A 14,589-nucleotide genomic window follows, 5' to 3' on the forward strand; every position below is an offset into this window, starting at 1 on the left:
CCTTTCTTTTTACAGCAACACGATGAACGTCACCGAATACTACGAAAAAGAACTGCAGACGCGCGGTTATCAATCCGATCCGGCGCAGCGCGCGGCGGTCGACCGCCTGCAGCGGTGCTATGAAGAGTGGGTCGCATACAAGTCGCGCCGCTCGAACGCGTTCAGGAAGCTGATCATTCACCCCGATCTGCCGCGCGGCGTGTACATGTGGGGCGGCGTGGGCCGCGGCAAGAGCTTCCTGATGGACAGCTTCTACATGATCGTGCCGTTGCATCGCAAAACCCGTCTGCACTTCCACGAGTTCATGCGCGAAGTGCATCGCGAACTCGAAGAACTCAAAGGCCAAGCCGATCCGCTCGACGAACTCGCGCGCCGCATCGCGAAGCGCTATCGGCTGATCTGTTTCGACGAATTCCACGTGTCGGATATCGCCGACGCGATGATCCTGTATCGCCTGCTCGACAAGCTGTTCGAGAACGGCGTGCAGTTCGTGATGACGTCAAACTACGCGCCCGACACGCTCTACCCGGACGGCCTGCATCGCGACCGCATGCTGCCCGCGATCGAACTGATCAAGCAGAAGCTCGACGTGATCAACGTCGACGCGGGGATCGATTATCGCCAGCGCACGCTCGCGCAGGTGGAGGTTTATCACACGCCACTGGACGCCGCAGCCGGCAAGGCGCTGCGCGACGCTTTCGCGCGCCTCGCCGCGGTGCCCGACGAAAGCCCGCTGCTGCATATCGAGAAGCGCGAGCTGAAGGCGCTGCGCCGCGCGGACGGCGTGGTCTGGTTCGACTTCGCGACGCTGTGCGGGGGCCCGCGCTCGCAGAACGACTACCTCGAACTCGCGACCCGCTTTCACGCGGTGATCCTGTCGGACGTGCCGCAGATGTCGGTGCGCATGGCGTCGGAAGCGCGCCGCTTCACGTGGCTCATCGACGTGTTCTACGATCACAAGGTCAAGCTGTTGATGTCGGCTGCGGTGCCGCCGGAGCAGTTGTACGTCGACGGTCCGATGGCTAATGAATTCACGCGTACGGTGTCGCGCATTGTCGAGATGCAGTCGAAGGAGTATCTCGACACGCCGCGCCGGATCGTCGACACGTCCCTAACCTGAGCTACCGCGCACGACACATTTTCAGGAATCGGAGTGGTCTGATATTCCGCGCACGGATGACTGGCTATCTTTTGTCGTTGTTCTGACAAAGGAGGAAGCATGAACCCGTATCGCGAAATCACCGATGAAGAATGGCAGCGCGTTGCGCCACTGCTGCCCGAACTCCGGCCGCGTACCGAAATGCGTGGCCGTCCACTTGCCAATACCCGCTCGGTGCTCAACGGCGTGCTTTGGGTCATGTATAGCGGCGCCACCTGGTCCGCAATGCCGCGCCGCTACCCGTCATATCAGACCTGTCATCGCCGCTTCAAGTCGTGGTACGAATCGGGCGTGCTCAAGCACGTCACGGAGCAACTGCTCGGCACCGCGGGCGAAGATTTCTGCAGATTGATGGAAGCGCGTATGCGCACGCACGCGAGCGTGCAGCACAAGCGCGCCGCGTCCAAGCGCGTGCCCGCGGCGTTTCGTGTTCCGACCGCCGGATACAATCCGGTACCGGCCACGTCGGTGCCGGCGTCGCCGGTCGCTTACGCTGCACCGCTCAAGCAGGCAGCATGACCATCGCAAACAGCTTGCCCCAATGAAAACGGCCGCGCGATTCTTGATCGCCGGCCGTTTTTTATGTTGCACCTCCTGATGCGGAGCGCGCATCGTTGCAGCATCATGCGCACATTCAGGCGACGTGCCAGGCGCCACGCATGCGCCGCACGTCGACCCTCATTGCTGCCGTATCCACGTTTGCGAGCGGCCAAGCAGCGCGACCCCAATGTAGCCACGCACCACGAGCTTGTTGCCGCCGTCCTCGAGATGCATCTTGCATTTGTAGACCTTGCCGTTTTCAGGATCGAGAATCTGGCCGTGATCCCACGCGTCGCCATCCTTCTTCATGCTGTTGATGATGGTCATGCCGAGGACCGGTTGATCCTTGCGCGCATCGGTGCATTCGGTGCAACGGCGATCCGGCTGGTCGTTCGCGCCGAGACCCTTGATAACCTTGCCGTTCAGTTCGCCATTGCTGTCTTGTGTGATCTGCACGAGCGCTTTCGGCTGGCCCGTGTGATCGTCGATGGTTTGCCACGTGCCGATCGGTGTATCGGTCTGCGCCATCGCGGTCACGGCGCTGGCGAGCAGGGCACCGGCGAGCGCGGCGTGACGGGCGGTGCGCAGCGCAAGCGCGCCGGCACGTCGAGTGAATTGCGTCATTGCCTTCCTCGTTGATATGAGACAGCGCGATCATGGTCGCGCGGCGTTATGGGCATCGTGGTCGGATGCGCGGTACCGGCCCTCCCGATGCGGAACGATGCCAGCGATGTGCCGTTTGCATCGTCAGCGCAGAATACGCGAAAGTGCATGCGTCGTTTGATAGTGGAGCTTCTAATCCGCTCGCGGCACTTCTGAAGCGTGTCAATTCAGCTGGTAGCAGAACCTCGCGTTGATGCGCGGACTGTGCGATGCGCTCTCCACTGGCGCATCACCGACCGCTTTTCCGACGGACACATCGAGGCTGTAGCAGTGCGCATCCGAAACGCCGAAGCCGAATACGATCGATGAAAACCGCAACCGCGACGGCGTGCCCGCGTGCAGATAGACGGGCGCTACGTCAAACGACACATACGGCGTGAACGAACGCAGATATGTGAAGCCGAGCGTGATCGGCCGGTTGGCCTCGACCGTCGCGCCCCAGCCGGAATCGCCCGACGCATCGCCCGGCTCATAGCATGTCCTTGCCGACGAGCGGTGTGAAGCGTTGCGCGACTTCGTCGAACGAAATCGACTTCCCGCCGTCGACCTGCACGGTCAGGTTCGGACCGCGGTGGGGCGCGTCGATCAGCGGCAGCGAATCGAACGGATCGTCGTCTACCGCCGCGCCGGTGAGGCGGGACTACGCTTGTGCCTGTTATAGAAGCAAACGCGCAAGTACCATATTTTCGACGAAGAGCCCGAAACCCGCGAAAGTGAGTAATAATTCCCCGTTTTCTACTAAAACAAAATCTGTTCAACAGGTATCACATGGACCGAAAGTCGAAGCTACGAGAGATTGCTCTGGCCGCATGCATCGTATTGGGGGCCCTTCAGGGCGCGAATGCACAGGCTCTGCAGAACAGTGGTGCGAGCGGTACGGTCGTGTCCCAGCCGGGTACGACGAGTGCGTTGCCCGACACCTCGCAGGCTGGCCAGGCGGAAACCACTGCACTGACGCCGGATGAAAACCGGCAATCCGCCACCGGGAACGTGGCTGAATTGCAGCAGATGATCCACGGCCCGGATCTGAGCGAATTGCGCACCACGTATAACGGCAGCTATGGCGCGAGCCTGCTGTTCTACGGCAAGGAGATGACCTACTACGTCGCGCTGTTCCAGCAGAAAAACTTCTGGCGCGTGATCAAGTCGCAGGACGCCGCGCGCGCCGAGCTGATCTACAAGGATTTCGCGCGGCAGACGATGCAACTGTCGGACATCGAGATCCGCCGTACGCAACTCGAAGCGCAGAAGGCGTTCACGCAGCGCATGGTCGCGCTGTCGCAGGATCGCGCGAGCCGGCTGCAGGCCGACCTCGACGTCGCGCGTCAGCAGCAAAGCATCGTCGCGAGCCAGCAGGAGCAGAAGCGCGCCGAGGCAACCGAACTGGCGCAGCAGAAAGCCGCCGCGCAGGATCAGTTGCGCGTCGCGCAGCGCCAGGTGCGCGACCTGCAGCGTCAGCTCAATAGCGGCTTGCCGGTGCATTGAGCGCGACGGTGTGAGCCTGGGTGGAGTGGCGGGACGGCGTGGAAATCGGTGCGCCGTCCGGCTCGTCCGCGGGCGTTACCGTTGTTATGTTTGATCGGTGCTTTCCGCACCCCGCCAGCCCGTGCATCGCACTTTTACCGCCGGGCTTTTCGGCATTTGCACTCGGCATTTTTCGCGAGCCCTGACGGCTCGTTGCCGTGTCGTTGTGCGCCGCCGTCGTACGACACGAGACGGCGCGACTTCAATGCCGCTTGCGCGTATCCGCTTGCGTTTTGCGCATCCGTTCGCGAGGCGGCTGCGTCACGTCGACGGCGATCGGATCGCTGGCGGGAAAGCTTTCCATCAGCGCTTCGTCGAGCCGCGTATCGGCGGACGTCGGGGGCGTCCGGCGCGTGCGCGCCGGTCGGGAGGCATGCTGGTTTTTGCTGGTCATGGCGCGCTCCATCGGTAGAGGGTCGATCATTCAGCATAGCGCATCGCGGCTATCGGCGAACGACCGCCGGATGGCGCAGGCGCGTCGTTTAAAACCGGCCGGCATCGATTCGTTCTCCGAGTGTCCCGGCCGCGCTCGAGCCGCGCTTGAGCCGCGAACGACACCTCCATCGATCCATCACACAGCGAACCAGATGAACGGGAAAAAGCCGGCGGGCACGCGACGAGTGCTTGCAGCCCACGTCGTGGAAGCCGAACTGGAACACCTGGATTGGGCGACGCGGCAACCGGCGCTGCACCTGTTCGACGCCGGCTACTGGCGGCGCCGCGTGCTGGCGGTCAAGGGGAGATTCGAGCTGACCGAGCGTCAGCTGACCCAACTGGAGAAAATTCTGCGGCGCCTCGGTTCGTCCGCGGAGTAGCGAGGCGCGGCCGCTACAGCTTCTTCGTATTTATTCCTGATTGCCGCCGTGGCTGCCGCCGCCGTGGTTGCCGCCATGATTGCCGCTTTCGCCGCCGGTGCCGAACAGACGCCGCCGCCGCGTGACGACCACCGGACCTTCGGAGTTGCCGCTGCGCTCGCTCGGCGCGCGTTCCGCCGACGGCGTGCCGTACGATTCACGCCCTTCACGCGGCTCGCGATGTTCGCGCGAACCATGGGGACCGCGCGCGCCATGTTCGCCATGCGACGTTCGGCCCGTGCGCGGCGCCGGCCGCGTGCCGGTGTCGAGCTGGATCGTGGAGATCGCGCGCTTGTAGATGCCTTGCAGGCCAACCGGCGTGCGCAGCATCACCAGGTACTGATCGAACGACTCGATGCATCCGGTCAGGCGGATGCCGTTGACCAGATAGATCTCGACGCGCTTTCGTTCCTTGCGCGCAGCGTTCATGAAGTCGTTTTGCGGATGCGATTCTGCGGAAGCCATGGACAATTCAGGTTAGATAGACGGTGGTTCGCCGCGATTTTACCCTTTCTACCCTATGCGGGGGCAGAACGCGTCGACGGGGCGAACTTTGTCCACTATAACGACTTGTGAGCACATAAGCATCCGATAACGCGGGACTGTAACGTTGAGTTACGAATCTGCTGGTCAATGTCGTCTTCTTCCGGTCTCTCCAGGCATTGCCGGCATGGTTGGCGGAAAAGGAAGAACATAGGGGCATGTTGCGTGACCACGGCGGCGGCGTCGAAGCACCGCGAAAAAGCCCGGAGAAACGGCGCAGCGAAACAGCGCCACGACGGCGATGGAATAAACCACGCGATCGCGGCGTTAAGTCCAGTATGGCAGTACCGCATTCCGCGGCTGCCGCCCGCCGCGCCGGTCGGTCGATCGCGTGCCGGGCATCTGCCAGGAGGCTCACCATGAAAGCATCCCGTATTCTGTCAGCGCTCTTCGTCCTGCTCGCGCTCGCGTGCGGCTCCCTCGCGCACGCGGCCGATACCGACAACGCCGCGTCGGGTTCGAGCAACAACAGCAACAGCAGCGGCGGCGGCTACTAACGCCGCGACCGAGCCTGGCACGCCGGGTGACATTCGAAGCGGAAGTGATCGCGTGGCTGCCCCAACTGCGCCGCTATGCGCGCGCACTGACGGGCGACCGCGCCTGGGCCGACGACCTCGTGCAGGATACGGCGGAGCGCGCGCTTGCGCGCTGGTCGGCATTCCGGCCGAACAGCAACCTGCGCGCGTGGCTGCTGACGATCCTGCGGCATCTGTACATCGACCAGCTGCGCGGGCGCCGCGAGATCGCCGTCGACGACGAAAGCGCGCCGTGGCGTAATCTCGAGGCGCCGCACGGCGAGGTCGACGGTCTGGTGCTGCGCGACGTGCAGCGCGCGCTGTACTGCCTGCCACTCGAGCAGCGTGAGGTGCTGCTGCTGGTGTGCGTCGAGGAACTGACGTACCAGGAGGCATCGAGCGCGCTGGGGGTGCCGATCGGTACGGTGATGTCGCGGCTGTCGCGCGCGCGCGAGCATATGCGCGCGTTGCTGTGCGAGCAGCCGCCAGGGCCGATGCACGGACCGCAGCCCCGTGCGCCGCGGGCGGCGCATAAAGTCGCGCCGCTGAAAGTGGTGAGAAACCGACAATGAACAACGATGACTCCGATTCCGGCTTGCATGACGAGCTCGATCTGCGCGCGCTGTCGGCCTATGTCGATGGCGAATTGCCGGAAGAGCAGCGCGCCGCGATCGAAACGCAGCTTCGCCAGCATCCGCAGGCCACCGCGCGCGTGGCCGCGTGGCGCGCGCAGAAGGCGGCGCTGCGGGCGCTGTGCGGCGCGCCGGACAGCGATGCGCGGCAAGCGCAAGCAGGGCAGCGGGCCGACGATCGGCAGCAAGCCGCTGAAGCCGGCGAGCGAAGCTATGCAGGCAGCCAGCCCACGGAGGCGGAGGAGCCGGCTTTTATTGTCGTGCGTCGGACGCGGCCGTGGTGGCAGCGCGCGGGTCTCGCCGCCTGCTGGCTCGCGGCCGGTGCCGGGCTCGCGCTGGCCCTCGGTCCGCTCGCGCCGCGGCTGACCGGCGGCGCGTGGAGCGGCTTCGGCGGACAGCCGGCCGGTTTTGCGCAGCGCGCGGATATCGCGTACGCGGTGTACTCGCCGGAGCGGCGTCATCCGGTCGAAGTCGCCGCGAGCGAAGAGGAGCATCTGATCACCTGGCTGTCGAAGCGGCTGAATCGTCCGCTCTCGGTGCCGTCGCTGCAGGAGTATGGTTATTCGCTGGTGGGCGGCCGGCTGTTGCCCGGCGAGGCCGGGCCGGCTGCGCAGTTCATGTACGAGAACCAGGCCGGCGCGCGCCTGACGCTGTACGTGACCGGCGTCACCCGCGGCGAAACCGCGTTCCGCCTGTTTCGCGACGGCAACCGCCGCACCTTTTACTGGATCAGCGACGGCATGGGCTACGCGCTGTCTGGCGCGATCGCGGAAGGCAAGCTGCGCGAGATCGCGGTCGACGTGTGCAGCGCGCTCGGTGGTAAGCCTGAGACGTGGCAGCAGTAGCGGGCGGTAGCGTGTCGTCAAGGCCGTCAGCGGCGACGCACGCATAGCTGCCCGCGCGACTGCACCCGCGGGTTACCCGACCGACAAGGAGACGCCTTGCCCCAGACGCTGCCGCCCAACCTGTCCGCCGCGCAGTTCGACCGGGCGCTCGCCGGCTGGCGCGCGATCGTCGGTGAAGCGCACGTGCTGCGTTCCGACGCCGGCCTCGCCGCCTATGTCGATCCGTTCGCTCCTGGCGAGCCGGGGGCGTTTGTCGCGAGCGCCGCGCTGCTGCCCGCGTCGGTCGATGAAATCCGCGCGGTGCTGCGCATCGCCAATCAGTACCGGATTCCGCTGTGGACCGTCTCGACCGGGCGCAACTTCGCGTACGGCGGCGCGGCGCCGCGTCTCAGCGGCTCGGTCGTGCTCGACTTGCAGCGCATGAACCGCATCCTCGAAGTCGACGAAACGCTCGCCTATGCGCTGGTCGAACCGGGCGTCAGCTATTTCGATCTGTACGCGCATCTGCGCGACAAGGGCTACAAGCTGTGGGTCGATCCACCGGCTGCCGGCTGGGGCAGCGTGGTCGGCAACACGCTGGAGCGCGGCTTCGGCTATACCGACTACGGCGATCACGCGGCGGCCCAATGCGGGATGGAGGTCGTGCTCGCCAACGGCGACGTGCTGCGCACCGGCATGGGCGGCGTCGAGATCGGCACTGCGTGGCAGCTGTATCAGCCGGGCTACGGGCCGTCGTTCGATGCGATGTTCATGCAGTCGAACTACGGCATCGTAACGAAGCTCGGCGTGTGGTTGATGCCCGCGCCGCCCGCGTATCTGCTCGGAGAAATCCAGTTTCGTCGCGAGGCCGATCTGGAGGAGATCGTCGAGATTCTGCGGCCGTTGCGGCTCGACGGCACGATCCGCAATCACGCGGTGATCGAGGGTGGATTGCGGCGCGCGGCGAGCCTGTCGCCACGCCGGCAGTGGTACGACGGCGCGGGCGCCATGCCCGGGAGCGCGGTGCAGGCGATGCTCGACAAACTCGGCGTCGGGCGCTGGAACCTGCATTTCGCGCTGTACGGCACGCCTGAGTTGATCGACGCGCACTACGCGCTGATCGAGCGCGCGTTCGCGCGGGTGCCAGAGGCGCGGCTCACGGCGGCGCGCTATGCGGGCGATGCTCAGCCGACTGGCGGCGGCGATCGCAACATGGCCGGCATTCCCGCGATGACCGCGTTTCGCATGCTCGACTGGCGCGGCGGCGCGGGCGCGCACGTCGACTTCGCGCCGATCTGTCCGGCGACCGGGCGCGACGCGATGCGCCAGTACACGATGGTGAAAGCGCGCGCCGCCGAATACGGCTTCGACTACTACGGTGGCTTTACCGCGGGCGCGCGGCATCTGCACCATATTTTCGCCGCGATTTTCGATCGCGACGACGCGAACCAGGTGGAGCAGGCCGGCGCGCTGCTGCGCTCGCTGATGAGCGACGCGCGCGCGGCCGGCTACGGCGAATATCGCGCGCATCTCGCGTACATGGATTTCGCGGCCGCGCAATACAGCTTCAACGACGGTGCGTCGCTGCGCTTCGCCGAAACGCTGAAGGATGCGCTCGACCCGAACGGCATTCTCGCGCCGGGCAAGCAGGGCATCTGGCCGGCGGCGTGGCGCGACCGGCGGGGGTACACGTGAACGACGCGTGCGGACACGCACGGCAGACCGAAGCGCAAACAGAACGGAACGTACACGCCAATGGATCGACGCACTTTCATGCTCACCGGTGCATGCCTCGCGACGGCCGCGGGCGGTGCATGGCCGTGGCTCGCGCAAGCCGCCGCGTGCGCTGACGATGCGCGCGCGTTCGCGATCATCGACTCGACGCTCGAATGCGGCGCGTCGTTCGCACGCTATGCCGCGCATCTTCGCTTGCCGACCTTCGAAACCGGCGACGATGCGGGCGCGCTCTGGTTCGCCACACTTGCGCCACTGCTCGACGATGGGCGGACCCCGCACGCGATGCACGCGCTGATCGGCTTCACGCGCCCGTCCGATTACTTCGTCCTGCAACACCTCGCGCTTCGCACGGGACGCTTCGTCGAGCATCGTCACGAAGCGCGCGAGGGGCTGGATGCGCAACCCGCCCACGTGGCCTTCGCGCTGACGCCGCGCAGCGCGCGCTAGAACTTATAGTCCTTGTTCTTCGGATCGAAGGTCGAATCGTCGAATGTCCGGGGCGTGATGCTCTCGAACACGATCTGCTCGAAAATCTTGCCGTCATTGTCGTAAGACTGGACGCTGCGAAAGAACGGATGACGCAGATCGAGCCCGAGCGTTTCCTTTTTCGCGTAGAACTGTGGCTGGCCGACCGGTGTTTCGAACGTGAACGCGACGACGCGCACACCGTCGATGGTCTTCACTTCGATCTGCACCGAACGCGGCAAGCCGGCCTCGGTGTATTTTTTTCCTTCACTCAGGTATTGATCGGCAACGTACTCGGTGCCGAGATCGCGCACGCTGTGATTCGATTGCGAGCGTGCGAGCGCGCCGGTCAGCGACGTCCACAACGGCATCACGTTCATGATGCCGCCGAGGTGGCCGTAGGTTTCGTCGCTACGTTTCGATTCGTCGTAGATGATTTCCTGGCCCGCGTGCGCGCCGTCGGGCAGCCACTTCGCGTAGATGCGCAGCGGGTCGTGCGCGACGCGCACCAGCATGTGATCGGGCTTGTCGGGCCATATGCCGCGAATGCGCTCGGAGCGCGACATCGTGAACTCGTACGACGGGTAGTCGTTCGGCCCTTCCTTGATATAGCGCGGCAGCGTCAGCGGATTGAGTGACTGGAACAGCGCGACCAGTTGCGCGTCGTCGAGCTTTTCGAGCGTGCCGCTTTGCTGCGCGGCGCGCAGCCATTTGACCTGCTGGTCGAGCGTCAGCTTGCCGACCTGCGCGGCCGGCGTGGTGGGCGGCTTGACGGCGCTCGCGGTGTTGAGCGGGGGCGGGCGGTCGTCGTTCTGCGCGAAGGCCGTCGGCACCGACAGCAGGCCGACCGCGACGAGCAGCGCACCCAGCAAGCGCTGTCGCCGGCGATGCGAACGGGCGGGCATGCGGTGCTTCATGAATTTCTCCAGAAAGTGACGCGGCCGCTCATGCAACATGCAAGGCAATAACGCGAAGCAACAAAGCAATAACGCTTTGAAGCAACGCTTATTCCCGTCAGGCAGACTTCTGTTTCGCGAGTTCCTCGTCGCGCAACGCACGGCGCAGAATTTTGCCGACGTTGGTTTGCGGCAGCTCGTCGCGGAATTCGACGAGCTTCGGCACCTTGTAGCCAGTCAGATTCTTGCGGCAGTACGCAATCACCTGCTCGGCGGTCAGTGTCGGCGTGCGCCGCACGATGAACACCTTCACGCGCTCGCCCTGCGCGGGGTCGGACACGCCGATCGCGGCGACTTCGCGCACGTCCGGATGCGCGGCGATCACGTCCTCGATTTCGTTCGGATATACGTTGAAGCCCGACACGAGGATCATGTCCTTCTTGCGATCGATCAGACGGATATAGCCGCGCGAGTCCATCACGCCGATGTCGCCGGTCGCGAGCCAGCCGTCGTCGTCGATCACCTTCGCGGTTTCGTCGGGGCGGTTCCAGTAGCCCTTCATGACCTGCGGGCCCTTCACGCACAGCTCGCCCGCCTCGCCGATATTGGCCCAGCTGCCGTCGTCTTTCCTGAAGCGCACCTGCGTGGACGGCGCGGGCAAGCCGATCGAGCCCTCGAAGTCGCGCAGATTGGTCAGATCGACCGGATTCATCGAGACGATCGGCGAGCACTCGGTGAGTCCGTAGCCCTCGATGATCGGCTTGCCCGTCACCGCCTTGAAGCGCTCGGCGACGGCTTTCTGCGTCGCCATGCCGCCCGCCATCGCGAGCTTCAGGTCCGAGAAGTCGCGCCGACAGAATTCCTCGTTGTCGAGGAACGCGTTATAGAGCGTGTTGACCGCGGTCATGCCGGTGAATTTTTCGTGACGGATGATCATCATCACGCGCTTCATGTCGCGCGGATTCGCGATAAGGATGTTGCGCCCGCCGAGCCCCATGAAGATCAGCGCATTCACGGTCAGCGAGTAGATGTGATAAAGCGGCAGCGGCGTGAGCACCGTTTCGCCCTCGCCGGACAGCTGCCCCGCGGCCCACGCCTTCGCCTGCAACAGATTGGCGAGGATGTTCCGGTGCGTGAGCATCGCGCCTTTCGCGACGCCGGTCGTGCCGCCCGTGTATTGCAGGAACGCGATGTCTTCGTGGGTCGCGCGCACCGGTGTGTGCGGCCGCGCATAACCGGCCGAAAGCGCTTTCAGGAGCGGCACCGCCTGCGGCAGCTTGTAAGGGGGCACCATTTTTTTCACGTGACGCAGCATGAAATTGAGCAGGTGTCCCTTCAGGTTCGCGCCGTCGGCGAGCAGATCGCCGAGCCCGGTCACGATCACGTTGCGCACCTTGGTGCCGGGCAATGCATCTTCGAGCGTCTTCGCGAAGTTCTCGAACACGACGATCGTCTGCGCGCCGCTGTCCTTTAGCTGGTGCGCGAGTTCGCGCACCGTGTAGAGCGGATTCACATTGACGACCACGGCGCCCGCCTTGATCGTGCCGAACAGCGCGACCGGATACTGGAACGTGTTCGGCAGCATGATCGCGACGCGCTCGCCCGGCTCCACGCCGATGCTTTGCAGGTACGCCGCGAACGCGCTCGCCTTGCGGCCCAACTCGCCGTACGTCAGGCTCGCGCCGACGCTCACGTACGCGACGCGCTCGCGGAACCGCGCGGTGCATTCGTCGAAGAACTGGTCGATCGACTCGTATTGCGTGACGTCGATGTCGCGCGGCACGTCGTCCGGATAGGACGCGTACCAGATGCCGTCGGTGTTCGGAGCGGGGTGGGGCACCGGGTTTTGACGAGGCGTGCCGCCTGCGTCCGGCATGTGCAGCGGGGCTTGGGTGGGCTCGGTCATCGGTTGCCTCCTGAAAATGTTGGTATGCGCTGCCGCGCTAGCGTTCCAGAATCGCGACGACCCCCTGGCCGCCCGCCGCGCAGATCGAGATCAGCCCGCGTGCGCTGCCGGCCGGTTTGTCGAGTTGCGCCAGCATCTTCGCGAGCGCGGCGACGATACGTCCGCCCGTCGCCGCAAACGGATGGCCGGTCGCGAGCGAACCGCCGTTCACGTTGAGCCTGGTGCGGTCGATCGCACCAGGCGCGCCGGCGAGGCCAAGCTGCGTGCGGCAATATTCGTCATCCTGCCATGCCGCGAGCGTGCACAACACCTGGGCCGCGAACGCTTCGTGGATTTCGTAGAAATCGAAGTCCTGCAACGTGAGGCCGGCGCGCGCGAGCATGCGCGGCACCGCGTAGGCGGGCGCCATCAGAAGGCCTTCCTGCTTGTCGAAAAAGTCGACCGCCGCGGTTTCCGACCAGCTCAGATACGCGAGTACGGGCAAGCCACGCTCGGCCGCCCACGCTTCGCTCGCGAGCAGTACCGCGGATGCGCCATCGGTCAGCGGCGTCGAGTTGCCGGCGGTCAGCGTGCCCGCGTCGCGATCGAACACGGGCTTCAGGTTCGCAAGCCTTTCGAGCGACAGGTCGGCGCGCAGGTTGTTGTCGCGCGCGAGGCCTTTGTACGGCGTCATCAGATCGTTGACGAAGCCGCGCGCGTACGCATCGGCGAGCTTGCGATGGCTCTCGTACGCGAGCACGTCCTGCGCCTCGCGCGCGATGTTCCAGCGCTTGGCCATCAGTTCGCAATGCTCGCCCATCGACAGCCCCGTGCGGGGCTCGCCGTTGCGCGGCAACAGCGGCTTGAACAACATGCCGGGCCGCAGCCTGCTGAGCGCGGCGAGACGCTGACCGGTACTCTTGCCGCGATTCGCTTCGAGCAGGATCTTGCGCATGCGCTCGTTGACGCCGATCGGGGCGTCGGACGTGGTATCGACGCCGCCCGCGATGCCCGCGTCGATCTGCCCGAGCGCGATCTTGTTGGCGACGAGGATCGCGGCTTCGAGGCCGGTGCCGCAGGCCTGCTGCACGTCGTAGGCGGGCGTTTCCTTCGCGAGCGTGGTGGACAGCACGGACTCGCGCGTCAGGTTGAAGTCGCGCGAGTGCTTGATGACGGCGCCCGCCGCGACTTCGCCGAGACACACGCCGTGCAGGTCATAGCGATCGATCAGCCCTTGCAGCGTGAAGGTCAGCATGTCCTGATTCGATGCGCTCGCGTACGCGGTGTTCGAGCGGGCAAACGGAATCCGGTTGCCCCCGATGACGGCGACGCGGCGCACGGCAGGTTGCGGGTGGGACATGCTCGGCTCCTTTGTGTCGTTCCCAGATTATTGGTCGATGCGAACGGCGCGCTCGCGGTTCACAGCAGCCGCCACTGCATGCGCCCGCGCAAATGCGGCTTTTCCCCGGCGATATCGCGCACCTCGAGATCGCGCTCGATCAGCGAAGGCGATGCGCTCCACAGCGACGCTTCGCCCGGCAGCAGCATCGGCACCTTGAACTCGGCGCTGAGCGTCGCTTCGGCGAGCGGCTTCGGCGGCTGCAGCGACGACGTCGCGCGCGCGAGCGTCCACATGCCATGCGCGATCGCGCGCGGAAAGCCGAACGCCTTTGCCGACAGCGCGCTGAGGTGGATCGGGTTGTAGTCGCCGGACACGCTCGCGTAGTCACGGCCCAGTTGCGGCGCGAGCTGCCAGCGCGCAATCCGTTGCAGCGCATCGGGGCCGAGCGTCAACGCTTCGAGCGGATGGCCGAGCGCCGGCACCGCGCGCTTCAGATAGACGCTGTCGCCGTCCCACACCGCCTCGCCACGCCGATAGATGCGCGTATGCACGACGAACGCCTGACCTCTGTCGTGACGCAGCAGCGCGCCGAATTCGACCTCGATGCGCAGCAGGTCCTTGTAGGCGAGCGGGCGGCGCAGCCGCACGTGATTGGCCAGATGCACGAGACCGAGCGCGGGCCACGGAAACGCGGGGTCGGTCAGCATCAGCAGATGCAGCGGAAACGCGAGCAGGTGCGGGTAGGTCAGCGGCACGCCGTGCTCGGGAATGAAGCCGCACACGCGCGCATAGCGCCACACGGGGCCGGGCTCGAGCACGACGGCGGGGCGCACGAACCGCAACGGCGGCAGCCGCGTGTCGCGGCCGCGCTTGACGATGCCCGTCAGCGCGCGCCCGTACAGCTTTGCCGGGGCGGGCAGCGTTTCGATGACGACGGTTTTCGGCCGCGCGCCGTCGCCCGGCGCGGGAGCGAGCTGACGGCTGCCGAACGGATCACGCGGTTCGTCCAT

General features: G+C 65.3%; 16 protein-coding genes and 1 pseudogene. 9 read left to right on the forward strand and 8 right to left on the reverse strand.

Annotated elements, in window-relative coordinates; all coding sequences use genetic code 11:
* Positions 1–22: 22 nt before the first annotated feature.
* On the forward strand, positions 23–1,120 hold the full coding sequence (gene zapE, locus OKW41_RS28040) for a cell division protein ZapE (RefSeq protein WP_429574635.1): 1,098 nt from the start codon (positions 23–25) through the stop codon (positions 1,118–1,120).
* Positions 1,121–1,219: 99 nt separating this feature from the next.
* Entirely contained in the window at positions 1,220–1,678 is a 459-nt protein-coding gene (locus OKW41_RS28045) for a transposase (RefSeq protein ID WP_429574636.1), read from the forward strand.
* A gap of 159 nt (positions 1,679–1,837) precedes the next feature.
* On the opposite strand, the gene OKW41_RS28050 is transcribed toward OKW41_RS28045, so the two are convergent.
* The gene (locus OKW41_RS28050) at positions 1,838–2,323 is read right to left on the reverse strand and encodes a DUF2147 domain-containing protein (protein ID WP_429574637.1); all 486 of its coding nucleotides are present in this window, start codon (positions 2,321–2,323) and stop codon (positions 1,838–1,840) included.
* Positions 2,324–2,524: 201 nt separating this feature from the next.
* Positions 2,525–2,836: pseudogene (locus tag OKW41_RS28055) on the reverse strand (ShlB/FhaC/HecB family hemolysin secretion/activation protein); the annotation flags it as partial.
* Positions 2,837–3,130: 294 nt separating this feature from the next.
* Here OKW41_RS28055 and OKW41_RS28060 point away from each other — a divergent pair.
* The gene (locus OKW41_RS28060; protein ID WP_429449116.1) at positions 3,131–3,847 is read left to right on the forward strand and encodes a DUF2968 domain-containing protein; all 717 of its coding nucleotides are present in this window, start codon (positions 3,131–3,133) and stop codon (positions 3,845–3,847) included.
* A gap of 241 nt (positions 3,848–4,088) precedes the next feature.
* Here the strand turns inward: OKW41_RS28060 and OKW41_RS28065 are convergent, their stop codons facing one another.
* On the reverse strand, positions 4,089–4,280 hold the full coding sequence (locus OKW41_RS28065) for a hypothetical protein (protein ID WP_090805694.1): 192 nt from the start codon (positions 4,278–4,280) through the stop codon (positions 4,089–4,091).
* 193 nt (positions 4,281–4,473) lie between these two features.
* Between OKW41_RS28065 and OKW41_RS28070 the strand changes: the two genes are divergently transcribed.
* Positions 4,474–4,701 carry a hypothetical protein gene (locus OKW41_RS28070; RefSeq protein WP_429576495.1) on the forward strand — a complete coding sequence of 76 codons (228 nt, stop codon included), beginning with the start codon at positions 4,474–4,476 and terminating at the stop codon, positions 4,699–4,701.
* 30 nt (positions 4,702–4,731) lie between these two features.
* Here OKW41_RS28070 and hfq read toward each other — a convergent pair whose 3' ends face one another.
* Complete coding sequence (gene hfq / locus OKW41_RS28075; RefSeq protein ID WP_429574638.1) at positions 4,732–5,205, reverse strand: RNA chaperone Hfq; 474 nt, start codon at positions 5,203–5,205, stop codon at positions 4,732–4,734.
* Positions 5,206–5,642: 437 nt separating this feature from the next.
* On the opposite strand from hfq, the gene OKW41_RS28080 reads away from it, so the two are divergent.
* From OKW41_RS28080 to OKW41_RS28100, 5 genes are all read left to right on the forward strand, one after another.
* Positions 5,643–5,780, forward strand: a complete 138-nt coding sequence (locus OKW41_RS28080; RefSeq protein WP_167368637.1) for a hypothetical protein — start codon at positions 5,643–5,645, stop codon at positions 5,778–5,780.
* 26 nt (positions 5,781–5,806) lie between these two features.
* Complete coding sequence (locus tag OKW41_RS28085; RefSeq protein WP_429449120.1) at positions 5,807–6,370, forward strand: RNA polymerase sigma factor; 564 nt, start codon at positions 5,807–5,809, stop codon at positions 6,368–6,370.
* On the forward strand, positions 6,367–7,275 hold the full coding sequence (locus tag OKW41_RS28090; protein WP_429449122.1) for an anti-sigma factor family protein: 909 nt from the start codon (positions 6,367–6,369) through the stop codon (positions 7,273–7,275). The genes OKW41_RS28085 and OKW41_RS28090 overlap by 4 nt, the downstream gene beginning before the upstream one ends.
* Before the next feature lie 96 nt (positions 7,276–7,371).
* A complete protein-coding gene (locus tag OKW41_RS28095) occupies positions 7,372–8,949 on the forward strand; it encodes an FAD-binding oxidoreductase (RefSeq protein ID WP_429574639.1) in 1,578 nt (525 codons plus the stop codon).
* Between the two features lie 60 nt (positions 8,950–9,009).
* A complete protein-coding gene (locus tag OKW41_RS28100) occupies positions 9,010–9,438 on the forward strand; it encodes a hypothetical protein (protein ID WP_429574640.1) in 429 nt (142 codons plus the stop codon).
* Here the strand turns inward: OKW41_RS28100 and OKW41_RS28105 are convergent.
* The 4 genes from OKW41_RS28105 to OKW41_RS28120 form a co-directional block, all read right to left on the reverse strand.
* On the reverse strand, positions 9,435–10,373 hold the full coding sequence (locus OKW41_RS28105; RefSeq protein WP_429574641.1) for a DUF1571 domain-containing protein: 939 nt from the start codon (positions 10,371–10,373) through the stop codon (positions 9,435–9,437). The two genes, OKW41_RS28100 and OKW41_RS28105, sit on opposite strands and share 4 nt — an antisense overlap.
* Positions 10,374–10,470: 97 nt before the next feature.
* Entirely contained in the window at positions 10,471–12,258 is a 1,788-nt protein-coding gene (locus OKW41_RS28110; RefSeq protein ID WP_429574642.1) for an AMP-binding protein, read from the reverse strand.
* Positions 12,259–12,295: 37 nt separating this feature from the next.
* A complete protein-coding gene (locus tag OKW41_RS28115) occupies positions 12,296–13,597 on the reverse strand; it encodes an acetyl-CoA C-acetyltransferase (RefSeq protein ID WP_429574643.1) in 1,302 nt (433 codons plus the stop codon).
* A gap of 59 nt (positions 13,598–13,656) precedes the next feature.
* The gene (locus tag OKW41_RS28120) at positions 13,657–14,589 is read right to left on the reverse strand and encodes a MaoC/PaaZ C-terminal domain-containing protein (RefSeq protein WP_429574644.1); all 933 of its coding nucleotides are present in this window, start codon (positions 14,587–14,589) and stop codon (positions 13,657–13,659) included.

This window comes from Paraburkholderia sp. UCT70 (assembly GCF_050434085.1).
GTDB lineage: Bacteria > Pseudomonadota > Gammaproteobacteria > Burkholderiales > Burkholderiaceae > Paraburkholderia > Paraburkholderia tuberum.

Bases quoted from the DNA above. Each gene is read 5' to 3' on its own strand.
- zapE (WP_429574635.1), top strand. From the start codon at position 23: ATGAACGTCACCGAATACTACGAAAAAGAACTGCAGACGCGCGGTTAT.
- OKW41_RS28045 (WP_429574636.1), top strand. From the start codon at position 1,220: ATGAACCCGTATCGCGAAATCACCGATGAAGAATGGCAGCGCGTTGCG.
- OKW41_RS28050 (WP_429574637.1), bottom strand. From the start codon at position 2,323: ATGACGCAATTCACTCGACGTGCCGGCGCGCTTGCGCTGCGCACCGCC.
- OKW41_RS28060 (WP_429449116.1), top strand. From the start codon at position 3,131: ATGGACCGAAAGTCGAAGCTACGAGAGATTGCTCTGGCCGCATGCATC.
- OKW41_RS28065 (WP_090805694.1), bottom strand. From the start codon at position 4,280: ATGACCAGCAAAAACCAGCATGCCTCCCGACCGGCGCGCACGCGCCGG.
- OKW41_RS28070 (WP_429576495.1), top strand. From the start codon at position 4,474: ATGAACGGGAAAAAGCCGGCGGGCACGCGACGAGTGCTTGCAGCCCAC.
- hfq (WP_429574638.1), bottom strand. From the start codon at position 5,205: ATGGCTTCCGCAGAATCGCATCCGCAAAACGACTTCATGAACGCTGCG.
- OKW41_RS28080 (WP_167368637.1), top strand. From the start codon at position 5,643: ATGAAAGCATCCCGTATTCTGTCAGCGCTCTTCGTCCTGCTCGCGCTC.
- OKW41_RS28090 (WP_429449122.1), top strand. From the start codon at position 6,367: ATGAACAACGATGACTCCGATTCCGGCTTGCATGACGAGCTCGATCTG.
- OKW41_RS28100 (WP_429574640.1), top strand. From the start codon at position 9,010: ATGGATCGACGCACTTTCATGCTCACCGGTGCATGCCTCGCGACGGCC.
- OKW41_RS28105 (WP_429574641.1), bottom strand. From the start codon at position 10,373: ATGAAGCACCGCATGCCCGCCCGTTCGCATCGCCGGCGACAGCGCTTG.
- OKW41_RS28110 (WP_429574642.1), bottom strand. From the start codon at position 12,258: ATGACCGAGCCCACCCAAGCCCCGCTGCACATGCCGGACGCAGGCGGC.
- OKW41_RS28115 (WP_429574643.1), bottom strand. From the start codon at position 13,597: ATGTCCCACCCGCAACCTGCCGTGCGCCGCGTCGCCGTCATCGGGGGC.
- OKW41_RS28120 (WP_429574644.1), bottom strand. From the start codon at position 14,589: ATGGACGAACCGCGTGATCCGTTCGGCAGCCGTCAGCTCGCTCCCGCG.